Consider the following 15,940-nt stretch of genomic DNA (forward strand, 5'->3'; position numbering starts at 1 on the left):
TAAACAATTATTTAGTTACTAAAACTCAACCCCCAATTATGAAAAAAATATTGTTGTTATCCGCTCTTTTATATGTAGGTAAAGTAAATGCCAGCATTGGTTTTGCTGCACCTTTCATTTATTTACAAATTATTTCTGAAGAGCAAAAAATAGAAAAATTGATAGCTTACCTTGAAAAAAGCGATGCGGTTTTTATAAGAAACGGAAAGGAATACCCGGGTAAAGAAGCGGCTGAGCACTTGCGTATGAAACGTAAAAAAGCAGGTAGTAAAGTAAAAACTGCCAAAGATTTCATTGACTATATAGCCAGTAAATCATCCATGAGTGGAGATGCTTATAAAATGAAATTTAAAAATGGTTCTATATTTAATACTCGCGATGTATTATACAATGAGCTAAGAAAATTAGAAAAAGAAAAGAGCTAAAAAGAAAAGCCGTTAACTTCATTTGTTAACGGCTTTTTTTTGAATACTTGGATTGGGATTAATTAGTTAATTTATCTTTCTCCATGTTGTCAATAAACTCTTTTATTTGGTCAGCAGGAATGCGCTTGGCTACAATCTTTTTATTCTTATCAATAATATAAATTACCGGTGTGCTAAACACATCGTATAACACTCTGAAATTGGTTTCATTTAATGGATCGTACAAATGTAGTTTCCATGGTAATTTTTGCTCGTTTAAGTATTTTTTCCACTCAGTAGGATCTTCGGTTAAGCTCACTGAAAATACATCAAACTTTAATTTGGCTTTTGGAGCAATTCCGTTGTTTAGCTCTTTGTATGCTTTCACTATTTTAGGCATTTCTTCTTTACAATGTCCGCAGGTGGCATTCCAGAAAAACACCAATGTATAATCAGCATCCATGTTGTATAAGCTATGGTATTTACCGCTTGTATCCTGCATGCTCAAGTTTCTGGCTTTTACCCCTAACAGGTTATTGCGTAATTTATCACATTTGTCTTTCATACGCCAAATCAATAAACTATCAACCCAATAAGCTTTGCCTTTTGCATAGTAATTATCAATTAAATGTACAAAAACAGCATCCATACCCATAAACTGCGAAGCTTCGTAATGATTGGTTGTCCAGAACAAACAAAACTTAAAGTTTTCGCTTCCTTTTTCTGCTAACTTTAATACCTGATCAGCAGCTTTTATAATGCTATCAGGAATTTGCGGAGTCACTTTTAAAATAAAGGTTTCAAACTTTGGAAAGAAAATAGGTGTACGTGAAATTCTATTGTCGCTAAAATCAAAATTATCGAAGTAATGGTTTTTATAATACTCGTACTGAAAGTTTGAATCTATAATTTGGCCTTTGCTATCTTTTGGTGCATCGGGTACATCTACTTCTTTCATCATGCTGAATATTTTACTGATAAGCATATTGGGGTTTTCGGTAGCTATTCTTTTACGTTCCTCATTTAGCTGGGTCATCATTTGTTTGTACTGAGCTAATAATTTATCTTCTTCTTCTTTATTCTTTTGCTCTTTGGCTTCTTTAATTTTGGGTTCCAACTGGCTGGCTTCTCTTCCCATTTTCGAAGCAAATTTGGTATACGCAAAAAACACTTCATTTTCCGGTGTATTGGTGGTTTTCATGTTGTCAATTAATGACGAACTATCTGTTTCTAACGTGAACTTTTGTTCGGTTACCACAAAATCAAATAACAATGCTTTATCGGCAGTAGCTATTAAATAAACACCGCCTTCTAATACATCGGTTCCTTTAAAAACCATTTTACCTTTGGTGTCAGTAACAGCACTATCACGCAGGTATTGTTTATCGCCAAAATAGTATCCTAAGTAAAATAATTTATTGGCATAGCCTTTAATAGTTATATTCAGTTCATGCCCCGGCTTATCGTTTTTCGACTTATTATTTTCAGTATTTGCTTTTTGAGGAGCTTTTTTTTGAGCCACACTTAACAGTGTAACCACACTAAAAAAAACGGATAATGATATTTTTAAAATACGCATAAATGTTGATTTATTTTGGGGTGAAATTAAGAAAAAACTATACCACAAAACATCAAATTTTAACTTTAATAATTTTTTAAGTAGCACAAACCCATAAAAATCACTTTTTCAAGTATCAACAATTACCAAACAATCTATTTTTTGGCTTGCTAAAGTGCAAGGGTTTAATACTTTTGCCGCACTTATTTTAAACAATATAAAAAACGAAATGAAAAACATAACTGTAATTGGCTCGGGTACTATGGGCAATGGTATTGCTCACACATTCGCTCAGTATGGCTACCAGGTTAATTTAATTGATGTAAATGAAACTGCTTTACAAAAAGCATTAGCTACTATTGCTAAAAATTTAGATAGACAAGTAAGCAAAGGCAGCATTACTGAAGCTGATAAAATAGCTACTTTAGGAAACATTACTACGTTTACCAGCTTAAAAGATGCAGCAGCCAATGCAGACTTAGTGGTAGAAGCAGCCAGTGAAAACATGGCTATTAAATTAGATATTTTTAAGCAGTTGGATGAAATATGTCCTGCACATACTATTTTGGCTTCTAATACTTCATCTATATCTATAACTAAAATAGCAAGTGTTACTAAACGTGCTGATAAGGTTATTGGTATGCACTTTATGAACCCGGTACCTGTTATGAAACTGGTAGAGGTTATTAATGGTTTTAAAACAAGCAAAGAAGTTACTGATACTATTATTACTTTATCAAAAGCAGTGGGTAAAATACCTGCTTTGGCTAACGACTATGCAGGCTTTATAGCTAACCGTATTTTAATGCCTATGATTAACGAAGCTATTTTCTGTTTACAACAAGGTGTTGGTTCGGTTGAATCAATTGATACGGTAATGAAATTAGGTATGGCTCATCCAATGGGTCCATTGCAATTAGCCGATTTTATTGGTTTAGATGTTTGCTTAGCTATTATGAATGTATTACACGAAGGTTTAGGCGACCACCGTTATGCTCCATCTCCTTTATTGGTTAACATGGTTACTGCCGGTAACTTAGGTGTTAAATCTGGCGAAGGTTTTTATGTATACACAGCGGGTAGCAAAGACTTAGTAGTAAGTGACCGTTTTGCTAACTTTGGATAATTATTACTTTTAAATTGATATACCAGTCCTTGCAGCCCAAAGCTGCAAGGATTTTTTTATTATGACTAAAAAATTAATTTTTGCTTCCTTATTGCTGGTACTTGGCAAAGTCGGTTACTCGCAGGCTTATTACCCGGGTGTTAAACTAATTAGTGCTCGTGTAGGTCTGTTATCAACTTTAGCAAGAGGTGCTGAAAAATCGACTGTATTACCTTATATGGTCAATTTAGAATATGGAGTAAGTGAAGAAGTAAGTGTTGGCTTATTTGGCGGATACACACAAACAAGCAGCGAAAGGGATGGACTTAAGTATATTTATGACTATACCTTTTTTGGTGCCAATGCAGCTTATCATTTTGAGACTATAGAAAAACTGGATGTTTATGCCGGTTTAAATTTTGGTTATAACATAGGTAAAGGCCGTGTTGAAGTACCTGTCAGTTATATGGGTGGACCTGTTACTGCTAATAAACAAGGTGGCATTTTATTAGGTGGCTTTGCAGGAGCACGATACTACCCTATTGAAAATTTAGGGATTGGTTTAGAAGTTGGCTCCAGTATAGCATATTTGCAAACCGGACTTACTGTAAAATTCTAATTCTGCAATTACCTCAACAAAGTAAACTGTCCGTTTTTACTAAACTGTTTACCTCCAATATACCGGCCTTCTACTACCCAAACATAGGTATCAATAGTGGCTTCGCCTCCTCGTATGGTTCCGTCCCAGCCTTCTTTTAAATTGGCTGTTTCAAATACTCTTTGTCCCCATCTGTCATATATTCTAAATGAGTAATCGCCATAAAGCACGCCTGTTGTTAAAGGAATAAACACATCGTTTTTGCTATCGGCATTGGGCGTAAATGCAGTTGGCACTACAATGCTTCCGCCTTCACCTACTTTTATAGCATTTAGTTTTGTCAAACTATCTAAACAGCCAAAGGCATTCATTACAACCAGTTTTACGGAGAAGCTGGCCGCACTGTTAAACAAGTATTCTGAATTTAAATTGGTATCGGTAAATAATACTGCGTTATTTTCATCAAAAATAGTCCATTTACTTTTTACCACATCAAACGAAGTATTGAGTAAACTAAGCAATGCATCAGGTAAATAAAGCGTTAATGGCGAAGCATTAAAATTGGCTTTTGGCGCAGGATGTACGGTTATAATACTGGCCATAATGGTATCATCTACCCCACCCTCGCCAATAGCGCGTAAAAACACGCTGTAAACACCCGGGAAAGTATAAGTATGTTGCGGGTTGGCACTGGTATCGCTAAAAGCATCGCCAAAACTCCATTGGTACGAACGTGCGTAAGTGCTTTTATTGGTAAACTGAACGGTTAAAGGTGAACAACCTTGTGCTAAATCAAAAGTAAAATCAGCAGCCGGAATATGTGGACTTATCCTAATGATGTTTTCAATTGTGTCAATACAGTTTTGATCGCTTGTAGCGATCAATTGTACGGTATAGTTACCGGAATCAGCATAGGTATGTAAAGGGTCTTTTAAAGCGGATGTATTATCGCCTGAACCTATATGCCCAAAATTCCACCTGTAAGTTAATGTACCTGTTGATAGGAATGAAATATTGGAGAAGTTGACCGTGGTATTGGGTAGATTAATAGGTTGTGGTGAGGCTAGAAAGTTAGCCGTTGGCATTTCGTACACATTGATATAATTTGATTTTTCAACGGTATCGCTACAGCCATAAGCATCGTAACTGATTAATGAAACTTTGTACGTACCCGGATTTGTATATACGTGTGTAGGGTTGCGCAACTGGCTTCCTGCCCCATCGCCAAATGTCCAAAACCAATTAACATCGTTTCGGGAGGTATTAGCCATTTGCACATTTAAGTTTGAACAACTTGAGGTAGTAGCTGTGGTAAAGCTTGCAATAACCAATGGTTTAATAAGCACATTCCTAACAGCGGTATCGAAACAGGTATTGATACTTTGTGCAATTAAGGTTACATCGTAATTGGTATCAATAGTGGTTCGAGTTGGGAAAATATGGCTTGGGTTGAACAAACCTGATTCAAGCACTCCATCACCATAATTCCATCTGTAATTACTGGTGGCTCCTAATGTGCTGTTCAATACTTTAAATTCTGCAGTATCACATCTGTTGGTTTTACTAATAGAGAAATTAGCTACCGGTTTTGGAAACACGGTTACTGTTTGCTTAGCGGTATCGGTACAACCACTTGCTGAATATACTTTTAAAACAACGGGGAACGAACGGTTAATTAATGGCGTTGTGTTTTCAAATAGTTTTGAACTGCTCATCACCGTGTCGTTGGTTCCATCGCCAAAATCCCATTCGTATTTTACAGCTCTTAGTGAAGTAATGCCGTTAAAGTTGGCTTTAATAGGTGTGCAACCATTTGAAATAGGTAAAAAATGAGCATCCGGTAAAGGGTTTACTTTAATTGTTCTCTCCACAGAATCTTTACATGCATAAGGTGTAGTAACCACTAGTTTTATGGTGTAGCTTGTATCTTTTATTGGTAATCCTGTATAGTTTTTAACCGGGTTATAAGCAGTACTTGTTGTACCATTACCAAATGTCCAGTTATTACCAACCCCTCCGCTTGACAGGTTAAAAAAGGCTATCGTTCCACTTCCACAAAGGGAGTCGACTGAAGTAGTGAAATCAGCTATGGGATTATAACGTGCAATAATGCTTCGGCTTGGTGTATCGCTTTTACAACCGTATAACGATTCGGTATTTAAAGTTACATCGTATATGGAATCAAATAAATCGTATGACTGATAGGTATGTGCAACTGATGTTGCTGACGAGGAATCGCCATCACCAAAAATCCACCTGTGTTTGGTGCTTATTTGGCTTGTATTGGTAAAATTAACCTGTAGTGGTCCGCAGCCTTGTGTTTTATTTACCGTAAACGAAGCTATTGGTTTTGGATGTACACGAACTGTTTTAACTGAAGTGTCTTTACAGGCATGCTCGCTAACGGCAATTAACTGAACACGGTAAACGGTATCAATTAATGGGGCTGCAAAATATTGTGCACTTGGATTTTTAGATATGCTGATAAAACCATTGCCTATATCCCACCTGAAAGTCATGTCGTTTATACTTCCTGTATCGTAGGGCAATGAAGCATTGCTAAACAATACACTTAAAGGACCACAACCTGCCGTGTCGGAAACGCTAAATGATGACAATGGTTTAGGATATATTCTTACATCCTGATAAGCGGTATCTCTGCAACCATGTTCACTATAGGCTATCAGCCTTGTATTATATATGGTATCTTTGGTTGGGTTGGCTATAAAGGTACTTGACGGGTTTAAAACTGTGCTTGTTAAACCATTGGCAAAACTCCAGTTAAAATTCATAATGGAAATAGAACCGGTATCGTTAGGATAGGATTGATTTAAGAAATTAACCGCCAAAGGCGCACAACCATTATTGGTGGTTACAGCAAATTTTGATTTTGGGTTTGGATATACCCGAATGTTTTTGGCAGCTGTATCTTTACAACCATATTTAGTAGTAGCTATTAGTTTTACCAAGTAATTGGTATCTATAATACCTGATGCGGTAAATGTTTGGTTCGGATCTTTTTGAGCAGATTGCTGCCCGTTGTTAAAATTCCAATCAAAGCTAAAATCATTAATAGTACCTCCGAATTTATGAACGGATGTATTGGTAAAATTAACTGCTAAAGGACCACAATTGGCACTATCGCTTACTGTAAAATTACTAATGGGTTTAGGATAAACTTTAATTGGTTTTACAATGGAATCTTTACAACCGGGTCCGTTAAAGGCAATCAGTTTAGCATAATAAGTAGTATCGTTTGTGGCTGAGGCTACAAAGGTTGAAAAGGTATTGCTGTCTGTATTTGTCAGCCCGTTACTTATGTTCCACATATAACTGGTTGAGTTAGCTGACACATTGCTAAATACTACGTTTAGCGGTGCACAACCGGAATCGGCTGAAAGTAAAAAGTCGGGTAATGGATTAGCTAAAGTTTTCAATGTTCTGGTAACTGTATCCTGCCTGCAGCCATATATGTTTTTAGCTATTAACTTTATTTCTACTGTTTGGTTGGGTAATGAAACCTGCGTATCGGGCTTATTGGTTAAAATAGAGTTACTCAAACCATTTACCATCCAAGTATAATTATCAGCCAACTGGGATTGATTGGTAAATGTAAATACTTTTGGTGCACAGGAAATGGTATCGTTTACAGTAAACCTAGCTATAGGGAAAGGCCTTGAGTTTATATTTAAGGTAGCTGAATCTTTACAACCATTGGTGCTGATGGCGGTCATTTTTACTACGTAAAGCCCAGTATCAGCATAGGCTTTCTTAAAGCCTGTTGTACTATCGGTTAACAAATCGGCTGAGCCATCGCCAAACTTCCATATATAATGAATAGCTCCTATACTGGTATTTGTTAAGGTTAATGAATCGCGTTTGCATAAGCTATTACTACTGGCTGCTATTTGCACCGTTGGAATAGCATTTACATTTACCAATACGGAATCGGTATTGTAACAATTATTATTGGTACCAACGGTGAGTTTAACTTTAAAATTATTAGCCGAGTTAAAAACAAACGTAGGGTTTTGTGTGGTACTGTCTGTTATACCATCGTTGTTAAAATCCCATGCCCATTGGGTAATAGTATTGGCATTGGTTACGGTTGAACTATCAATAAAACGTGTTTTTTGCCCCTGGCAAGCATTTACTGCTAAAAAGCGTGAGTCTGGTATTGGGTTAACAACCACATTTTGCCTATACGTAAAAAAACAACCGGTGCTGTTATAAGCTGTAAAGGTAGCATTGTAAGTGCCGGCACTTGGGTATAAATAGGCTGTATCTTCTACTTTTGCCGAGTCGAGAATGGTACTTCCAAATGTCCAGTAATAGCCGGTAATAACACCATCTGCAGTAGTGGCAGTTCCGTTAAAATTAACTACTGTACCTAAACAAACACTGGCAGGTGTACTCACAAACGATACGTTGGGCGAAGCCTTCACAATAACGGACATAGTATCAAAATCAACGCAGCTTTTATCGCTGGTAATTTTTAAAACAACTTGAAAAGTATCGGCTGTAGCATACAAATGTTTGGGTGAGGCTAAGCTTGAGCTATCGCCATCGCCAAAATACCAACGGTATGAAGTTACAATATCGCCAAGGGCTAATGTAGATGTACTGGTAAAAACAGAAGAATCGCCCCTGCAAACGGTTGGCGCAGTGAAACTGGCAATGGGTTTGGTACTTACATTTATAACCGTGCTTGTTGAGTCGGTTCCGCAGGTATCAGTTACAATTAATTTAACGGTATAAGCTCCCGGAGTATTAAAGTTTAAAACCGGGGGTGTTCGTAAAGTTGATGTATCGCCATTAGCAAAACGCCATAAAAACTTAGCTTGTGGCGAAATATTGACGGTATTGTTTTGCAATTGCACCGTATGTGGCACACAACCGGGCAAAGCATTAGCTATACTGACGACTGGTTTTGCATATACCCGGACAGTATCCCGGACGGTAACATTGGTAGCGCATACATTACTCACCCTGAGGGTAGCCACAAAAGTTCCGGGATTATTAAAAGTCCTAGTAAAACTGGCCGCTGTGGAAGTAGTTGGTGTGGTTCCTACTAATGTCCAGTTGCGCGTAAGACCTGCACCTGATGATGTATCGACAAAGGAAACCAACAGTGGCGCACAGCCAAATTTAGGGGTCATGTTAAAACCAGCAATGGGTGGTTTGTTAATAGTTATGGTTGCATAATCGGTATCGCTGCCGCAACCATTGCTATCAATTAACATAATAGTGTAAGTACCAATAGTTGGAAAAGTGTGTGTTTGGGCTCCTTTACTGGTAATCCAACCTGTATTGATTCCATCGCCAAAATCCCAATAGTAATAACGTTGACCTGTTATACAATTATTGGCTGAGGTATTATTTAAAGTATAGGTTAAATTGGGATTACACAAATTGGTTGGGGTACCAATGTCTGCAATATCTTTATCAAAAATTAAAATGGGTGAAATGGAATAGGTAGATGAATTACCTGTATTACAATTGGGATTGAACGTAGATAAAGAAACGGTAAATACGCAATTACCATTTCCAACACTCGGATAGGTATGCGATATCGGAGTATTGGCTTGTGTCCAGTTCCGGGTAATAATGGTACCATCGCCAAAGTTCCATGTAATAACGGTTCCGGGAAAAGCATACACGGTTGAATCGGTAAAGGTTATGCTATGGGGAGCACACCCTGCTAACTGACCCGGAGAAAGCGGCCTGATAGAAGAACTTACCGGCCTTAAATTAAAAACGGTACCCAAAAGTGTATCAGTACAACCGTTGTTTACTGTTACTATTTTAATAGGAATATTGCCTAATGTGGTATAGGTGTGCGTTTCTATATTACCGGGTAATAATTGTGCACCTGAACTATTGGGCCCGCCATCACCCCAAATAATGGTATAGGTATTCAGTGTATCGGGAGAACTTAAATTAAGGGTAAATGAATTAGGTGCTACGGGATTGATAATACAATTATTCCAAACAGGTGTAAAGGTGGCTACGTTAAAGCCATTAAAAACTCTTTTGGCAAATGAGGTTACTATTACGCTGGCTGTAAATGATGAATCCCAGCATCCGCCCGGTGTTCTGGCCAGCACTTTAAATACATAGGTACCAGGTGTTAATGCGGTAAATCCAGTTGGCGTACTATTACCAAAAGTACTGTCGAAACGGGTATTGTTTACTTTCCAAATATAACTGGTAGTGGCTGCTAATGAGCCTGTACTTAAGTTAGTTATACTTATTGCTTTGGGAATACCACACCCTGTTGATGAGGTAGAAAAACTGACAGTCAGGTTTGTACATGCCTGTGCCTGTTTACCGAAAAACACACAAACAAGCACAAATAAGAATAAAGAAAATATTTTTTTAAAACCGTTAACCATTAAAATACCGCCATTCAAATAAGGAGCAAAATAAGTAATAAATATCGAAAGTTGTTACACTACCCCAAACAAATAGTGTCATTTCTCGCATAATATTTTTATCAAAAACACTAAAAAGTCTTCAAAACTAAATAGTATTGAAGACTCCTTGTAGTTTATATTATTTTACTTTTAACTAATTATTACATCCATCTGTTACCAACCCAAACAAAACGTTTGCTTACAAACTCGGCATTGGTAAAGCTTGCATTTCCTGCTGCGTTTCCACCTGTTAAATGAAAATCGCTGAAAGCTGCGTGTGAGTTTATAAAACCTGCACCTGAAAAGTTAAATGTTACGGGAACAAAAACTTCATTCATTTCATCGGCAATGGTTTGTTTGGTTTCTTCGTTTGTAGTGTAAGCGCCACAAGTTAAGGCTCCTTTTTCTTCGGCCAATTGTTTGCAGAGGGCTAATGAATTAGCTAATCCATCGGTTTTAACCACAAATAATATGGGTCCAAAACACTCTTCACTAAAAATATTTTTTTGCTCTTTACTCACTTCCATAATAACCGGAGTGGCTATTCGTGCATCGACAAATTCTTCATTTTTAATTGCTTTGGTATCTAAAATAAGTTTACCTCCGTTATTTTTAGCTTCTTTGGTTCTTTTAAAAGTAGCTTCGGTTTGAATGGCTCCTAAAGTGCCGGGGCCTGCTTTCGGGTTATCAACCAAATTGGTAATAGCTGCACTTAAACCAGCTACCACATCATCGTAACTTACTACTCCATTGGCTGTTTGTACACCATCTTTGCTAATAAATATATTTTGCGGAGCGGTACACATTTGGCCACTGTATAAACTGGCTGAAAATGCTATATTGGCTAAAACGGGTTGTAAATCGTTTACAGAATCAAGTATTAAGCTGTTTACGCCTGCTTTTTCGGTAAAGGTTAATTTAGGTAACGACTCTACGTAATTACCAAATTGTGAGCTACCTGTAAAGTCAATCATTTTAACAGCAGCATGTTCTACTAATTGTTTGGTAATCGGGTTTTCGCTTGAATCGGCCGCTAATTGAACGGTATTGGTATCAATACCATTTTCAGCTAAAACATTTTGTATTTCTTCAATAACAATGGCTATTGCTAAAATAGCTTTAGGATGTGGCTTAACGATACAGGCATTTCCTGTTATTAAGGTTGCAAACAAACCCGGCACAGTATTCCAAACAGGAAAAGTAGAGCAACCTATTACTAAACCTACCCCTTTGGCAAAAGGCTTAAAGTTTTTATTTACTTTTAAATCAAACTTACCAAAGTTTTTTACCCATTCTACATTTTCAGGAAAACGTGTTAACTCTTGGTATCCCATAGCTATTGCTTCTAAAGCACGGTCATTGGCATGAGGCCCACTTGCCTGGAAACTCATCATAAATGCTTGGCCGGTAGTGTGCATGGTAGCATAAGCTATATCGAAAAAACGAGCCGAAACTCTTTCTAATGCTTCTATTAAAATAGCTGCACGTGTATTTACATCGGTTTTGCTCCATGTTTTTTGTGCATTGGTAGCATTCCCTATTAATGTTTCAACAGCAAAAATTGGATATTGTACACCTATACCAACTTGTAAAAAAGGAGATATTTCTTCTCCATGCCAAGTTGATGCTCCACTTTGCTTTAACGATTTAAAGTCATTGTTCATGGCCGCACTTATCCAAGCCTTTGCTTTCGCATCAGCATCTTCAGCGTAGGCCTTAGGATTTTCAGGATATGGAGTATAATAAGTACGGTCGCTTAAAGCTTTTATTGCAGTATTTAAAACTGCCTGATGTTTTTCAAAAAGATTCAATATCTGAGTTGTCATAATTAGGCAAAAATAGGCTTGAAACTGAAATAGACAAGCAAAGCGTATTTAATATTTTTAAGTTTTACCATTATTCACGGGAAAATAAATTTTAAAAGTGGTACCTACATTTACTTCACTCTCTACTTCTATTTTTCCATTCATGGCTTCTATTTGGTTTTTGGTAATAAACAAGCCTATTCCTCTTGCATTTGCATTGTTATGAAATGTTTTATACATACCAAATAGTTTATGTTTCAACCTGTTTAAGTCCATTCCCAAGCCATTATCGTTTACCAGTAATACAATGTAGTTTTCGTCTTGTTCACTGCTTATAGTAACCACAGGCTCTCTTTCGGATGCCCTGTACTTAATGGCATTTGTCAATAGATTCAATAAAATACTATCTAAATAAGCAGGCACTACTTCTACCATGGTATCTTCGGTTAAATTATTAATCAGGGTAACTTTCGATTCTAAAATAGTATCGCTTATCACGGCAAAGGTTTTTTCCATTTCCCTTTTTAAATTCAATACTGTTTTTGATTGGTTTAAATTGTTTTGAATGGTAATAATTTCATTTAAATTTTGAATGGTTTCTTCCAGCTTATGGGTACTTGTTTTAAGCATACCAAATAAGGTTTCTGCCTCTTCCTTGTTGTCGTTGTTTTCAATTAAATTAACTAAGCCTGTTAGGTTGGCTGAGTGCGAACGAATATTATGGGAAACAATATAAGCAAAATTAAGCAGACGTTTGTTTTGGTCAGTAGTCACATCAGTTAATGCTTTTAACTGTTGTTGTTTTTCCATGCGCTCGGTTACATCTTTCTTTACATCAATAAAATTGGTGCAAACACCTTTTTCATCAAATACGGGGGTAATGGATACATCAAACCAAATGGGTTGTCCATTTTTGTTATAATTTAAAATGGTTTCTTTTATAGGTTTATGGTTAGCACCTGCATTAAGTATATTTTTAATAGTTTCTTGTGAAGTATTGGGACCTAACAACAATTCTCTTTGTTTTTTACCAATTACTTCGTCAAGGGTATAACCGGTCATGTGTTCAAAGGCATTGTTAACCCAACTTATATTTGAATTGGCATCGGTTATAATAACGGCATCGGTCGTTTTGGAAGCCACTAAGGCTAATTCCTTTATTTTTAAATCTTTTTGTTTTTGTAAGGTAATGTCTTGTAAAGTGCCATAAACTTTTACACACACTTTGTTTTGCATCAATGGTTTTCCTATGGCTCTAACCCATTTGTAATTGCCCTTTGCAGTAATCAATTCTAATTCTTCGTCATACTCTTTACCTGTTAACAATACGTTTTTAAAAAAGTCAATTATTACATTTCTGCTGTGTCCTTTTTTAAAAGGCGATAATGTGGAGAAAATATCTGGCTTAAACTCTTTCTCATTCAATTCATATATCTCGTAAATTAAATCTGTCCAGATCACTTCTTTAGTTAACATATTTACTTCCCAGCCACCCACTTTTGCTATAGAACTAGTCTGTTCTAACATACTTTTTACTTGCTCAAACTCAATTCTGTTTTTTTTCTGCTCTGTAATATCTCTGGCTACAACTATATCTTTTACATTTTTTCCATTTTCATCATAAAACAAATTAACGGTATCTTCTCGCCACACATAATAACCCTCTTTGTGTAAATAGCGGTATTCCACTACTAAATTTTTCTCTTGTTTAGCTACTGCATTTTCAACGTTTTTCAACAAATCCTCCTTGTCATCAGGATGAATTAAACTCAATATTTTTTCTTCTGTTTTGTCTATTTGGTCTTCTTGTGAATAACCAAACATTTTCATGTATGATTTAGAGCTATAAGTAATAGAACCCTCTTCTAATACTACAATACCATCAGAAGTATTTTCACTTATAAACCTAAGCTTGCTTTCACTAGCCAGTGTCTTTTCTTCTTCCTTTTTACTTTCTGTTATATCCTGACTGTAGCCATACCAAACTACAGTACCATCCGATAATTTTTCGGGTTTTGCCTGTGCGAAAATTCGTTTTGTCTTTCCACTTGGTGTTATTATTTTATGTTCATTTTTAAAATCTGTCAAATGATTAAACGAAAAATTAACCTCCTTTATAAACAAAGACAACTCTTCTTTTGAAATCATTTTAAAGAGTACAAAATGTTTTTTATAAACTTGTTCCGGACTTATTTCATAAATTTCTTCTACCGCTCCGCTTATATAGTTAAATGTTGTTTTCCCATTTACATCCATAGCAAACTGAAAACTAACACCCGGTATATTTTCGGCCAGTTTGCTAAAGAAAATCTGGCTGTCTGACAACATTTTTTTGCTTGTTTCCAGTTCTACATTTTTCAGTTCTACCAAATTGCGTTCATGGCTGTAGCTGGCTTTTATTATGTCTATCAATATTTTAACCATAAAAATGATTAAAACTGCTATCACAACAATATCTATAAACCTATCGGCAATAGAATGATATGGCTGAAAAATTAGGTTTGGAAAATAATACTCAATCCCGTACAGCATCAGAATTAAACAAATGGACAGCCCAATAAAAAAAGGGTGTTTCTTTTCAGAAATAGTTACAAAGGAGGTAAAGAATAAAACGGTAAACAATAAAATAGCATTTCCGTTTGAACCTGCATTGCAAAACCAAATAGCCGTGAAGTAAATATAAAAAGTAATGATAACTAACTCATTACTTAAAAATGTTTTTTTAGCTGAACGAAGTGTTCTGTAAATAAAAAAATAAACCAGAGCTCCTGCAAAAGAAACTATTGCCGGAACATACAAATGAATAAATATATTGGTAAAGGTAGCAATCGCAGACAATATTGAAGCATACATGGTTACCTTCAATAAAATTCTGTTTTCAAGCTTATAATGACTGTTCATAGGTAAAATATAAAAAATTATGTTTACACCTGTTTTTCAACTTTTGTGTAATTATCTATTTAAAATAATTAAAATATTCTAACTAAACAATCATTTAATAAATTACCCATTCAAAAACTTTGTTTTCATGAATAGCAACCACAGAATTAATGGATTAAAATGAAATTCCCCTGTATAAATTCAAATGGCCTAAAATCTTTCCACAAAAACTAAACCTTTGGCAAAGTATTTAGAAAATTTGGTTGTAATTACTATTATTGCGTGCTTTTAAAAAACCAAATTTACCAGTGACAAGTCAAATAATATTTTACATTTTATCTGCATTTACATTGCTAAGCGCTTTGTTTGTGGTATTTAGCAAAAATCCAATCTATAGCGTTCTATGGCTTATTGTTTGTTTTTTTACTATTGCAGGCCATTTTGTTATGCTTAATGCGCAGTTTTTAGCGGTAGTACATATTATAGTTTATTCGGGTGCCATTATGGTTTTATTCCTGTTTACTGTTATGTTGTTAAACCTCAATAAAGAAACTGAACCTCACAAACCTTTGCTGTTAAAATTTGCTGCTGTTATTTCGGGTGGTGCCTTATTTTTATTGTTAATGGCAGCTATGAAAAGCAATATCAATTCAGCTTACGTAGCTCCTCAATTATCTGAAATAGGCTACGTTAAAAATATTGGTTTAAAATTATACAACGAGTACACCTTACCTTTTGAAGTTGCTTCTATCCTCTTTTTATCGGCAATGATTGGTTCTGTGGTTTTAGCAAAAAAAGAACGTTTTAATTAATTATGGAAAACACAATACAAGCGGTTCCTCAAAATTGGTATTTATTACTAAGTACTTTTATGTTTTGCATTGGTGTAATGGGCGTATTACTTCGCAGAAATGCCATTATTATATTAATGTGCATAGAGTTAATGCTTAACTCAGTAAACCTTTTATTGGTAAGCTACAGCAGTTATGCCGGCAATGCTGACGGACAGGTATTTGTATTCTTTATTATGGTGGTAGCTGCCGCAGAAGTGGCCGTAGGATTGGCATTGCTTGTTAGTATTTACCGCAATATAGCTTCTACCGATATTGATATGTTAAGTAGAATGAAGTGGTAAACTATTACAGTAACCGAAAACTATAAATATTAAAAATAA

General features: G+C 35.8%; 9 protein-coding genes. 5 read left to right on the plus strand and 4 right to left on the minus strand.

What is annotated here, in order from left to right:
- The first annotated feature begins 38 nt into the window (after positions 1 to 38).
- Positions 39 to 425 carry a DUF5329 family protein gene (locus tag V4538_02960; GenBank protein MES2379972.1) on the plus strand — a complete coding sequence of 129 codons (387 nt, stop codon included), beginning with the start codon at positions 39 to 41 and terminating at the stop codon, positions 423 to 425.
- Between the two features lie 58 nt (positions 426 to 483).
- On the opposite strand, the gene V4538_02965 is transcribed toward V4538_02960, so the two are convergent.
- The gene (locus V4538_02965) at positions 484 to 1,983 is read right to left on the minus strand and encodes a thioredoxin-like domain-containing protein (GenBank protein MES2379973.1); all 1,500 of its coding nucleotides are present in this window, start codon (positions 1,981 to 1,983) and stop codon (positions 484 to 486) included.
- A gap of 208 nt (positions 1,984 to 2,191) precedes the next feature.
- Here V4538_02965 and V4538_02970 point away from each other — a divergent pair, with 208 nt between their 5' ends.
- Both V4538_02970 and V4538_02975 read left to right on the plus strand, forming a co-directional pair.
- Positions 2,192 to 3,088: a 3-hydroxybutyryl-CoA dehydrogenase gene (locus tag V4538_02970; protein ID MES2379974.1), complete on the plus strand. Its 897-nt coding sequence runs from the start codon at positions 2,192 to 2,194 to the stop codon at positions 3,086 to 3,088.
- Between the two features lie 61 nt (positions 3,089 to 3,149).
- Complete coding sequence (locus V4538_02975; GenBank protein ID MES2379975.1) at positions 3,150 to 3,686, plus strand: hypothetical protein; 537 nt, start codon at positions 3,150 to 3,152, stop codon at positions 3,684 to 3,686.
- Between the two features lie 8 nt (positions 3,687 to 3,694).
- Here the strand turns inward: V4538_02975 and V4538_02980 are convergent, their stop codons facing one another.
- The 3 genes from V4538_02980 to V4538_02990 form a co-directional block, all read right to left on the minus strand.
- Positions 3,695 to 10,060: a PKD domain-containing protein gene (locus V4538_02980; protein ID MES2379976.1), complete on the minus strand. Its 6,366-nt coding sequence runs from the start codon at positions 10,058 to 10,060 to the stop codon at positions 3,695 to 3,697.
- 182 nt (positions 10,061 to 10,242) lie between these two features.
- Positions 10,243 to 11,907, minus strand: a complete 1,665-nt coding sequence (gene paaN, locus V4538_02985) for a phenylacetic acid degradation protein PaaN (protein MES2379977.1) — start codon at positions 11,905 to 11,907, stop codon at positions 10,243 to 10,245.
- A 57-nt stretch (positions 11,908 to 11,964) separates the two neighbouring features.
- On the minus strand, positions 11,965 to 14,787 hold the full coding sequence (locus V4538_02990) for a PAS domain-containing protein (protein MES2379978.1): 2,823 nt from the start codon (positions 14,785 to 14,787) through the stop codon (positions 11,965 to 11,967).
- A gap of 287 nt (positions 14,788 to 15,074) precedes the next feature.
- On the opposite strand from V4538_02990, the gene V4538_02995 reads away from it, so the two are divergent.
- Together V4538_02995 and nuoK are read left to right on the plus strand one after the other, a co-directional pair.
- Positions 15,075 to 15,578 carry an NADH-quinone oxidoreductase subunit J gene (locus tag V4538_02995; protein ID MES2379979.1) on the plus strand — a complete coding sequence of 168 codons (504 nt, stop codon included), beginning with the start codon at positions 15,075 to 15,077 and terminating at the stop codon, positions 15,576 to 15,578.
- Between the two features lie 2 nt (positions 15,579 to 15,580).
- Positions 15,581 to 15,901, plus strand: coding sequence for an NADH-quinone oxidoreductase subunit NuoK (gene nuoK / locus V4538_03000; GenBank protein MES2379980.1), 321 nt, complete (start codon positions 15,581 to 15,583; stop codon positions 15,899 to 15,901).
- The last annotated feature ends 39 nt before the right edge of the window (positions 15,902 to 15,940 follow it).

It is taken from the genome of Bacteroidota bacterium (genome assembly GCA_040388375.1).
Classification (GTDB): domain Bacteria; phylum Bacteroidota; class Bacteroidia; order UKL13-3; family UKL13-3; genus JAAFJM01.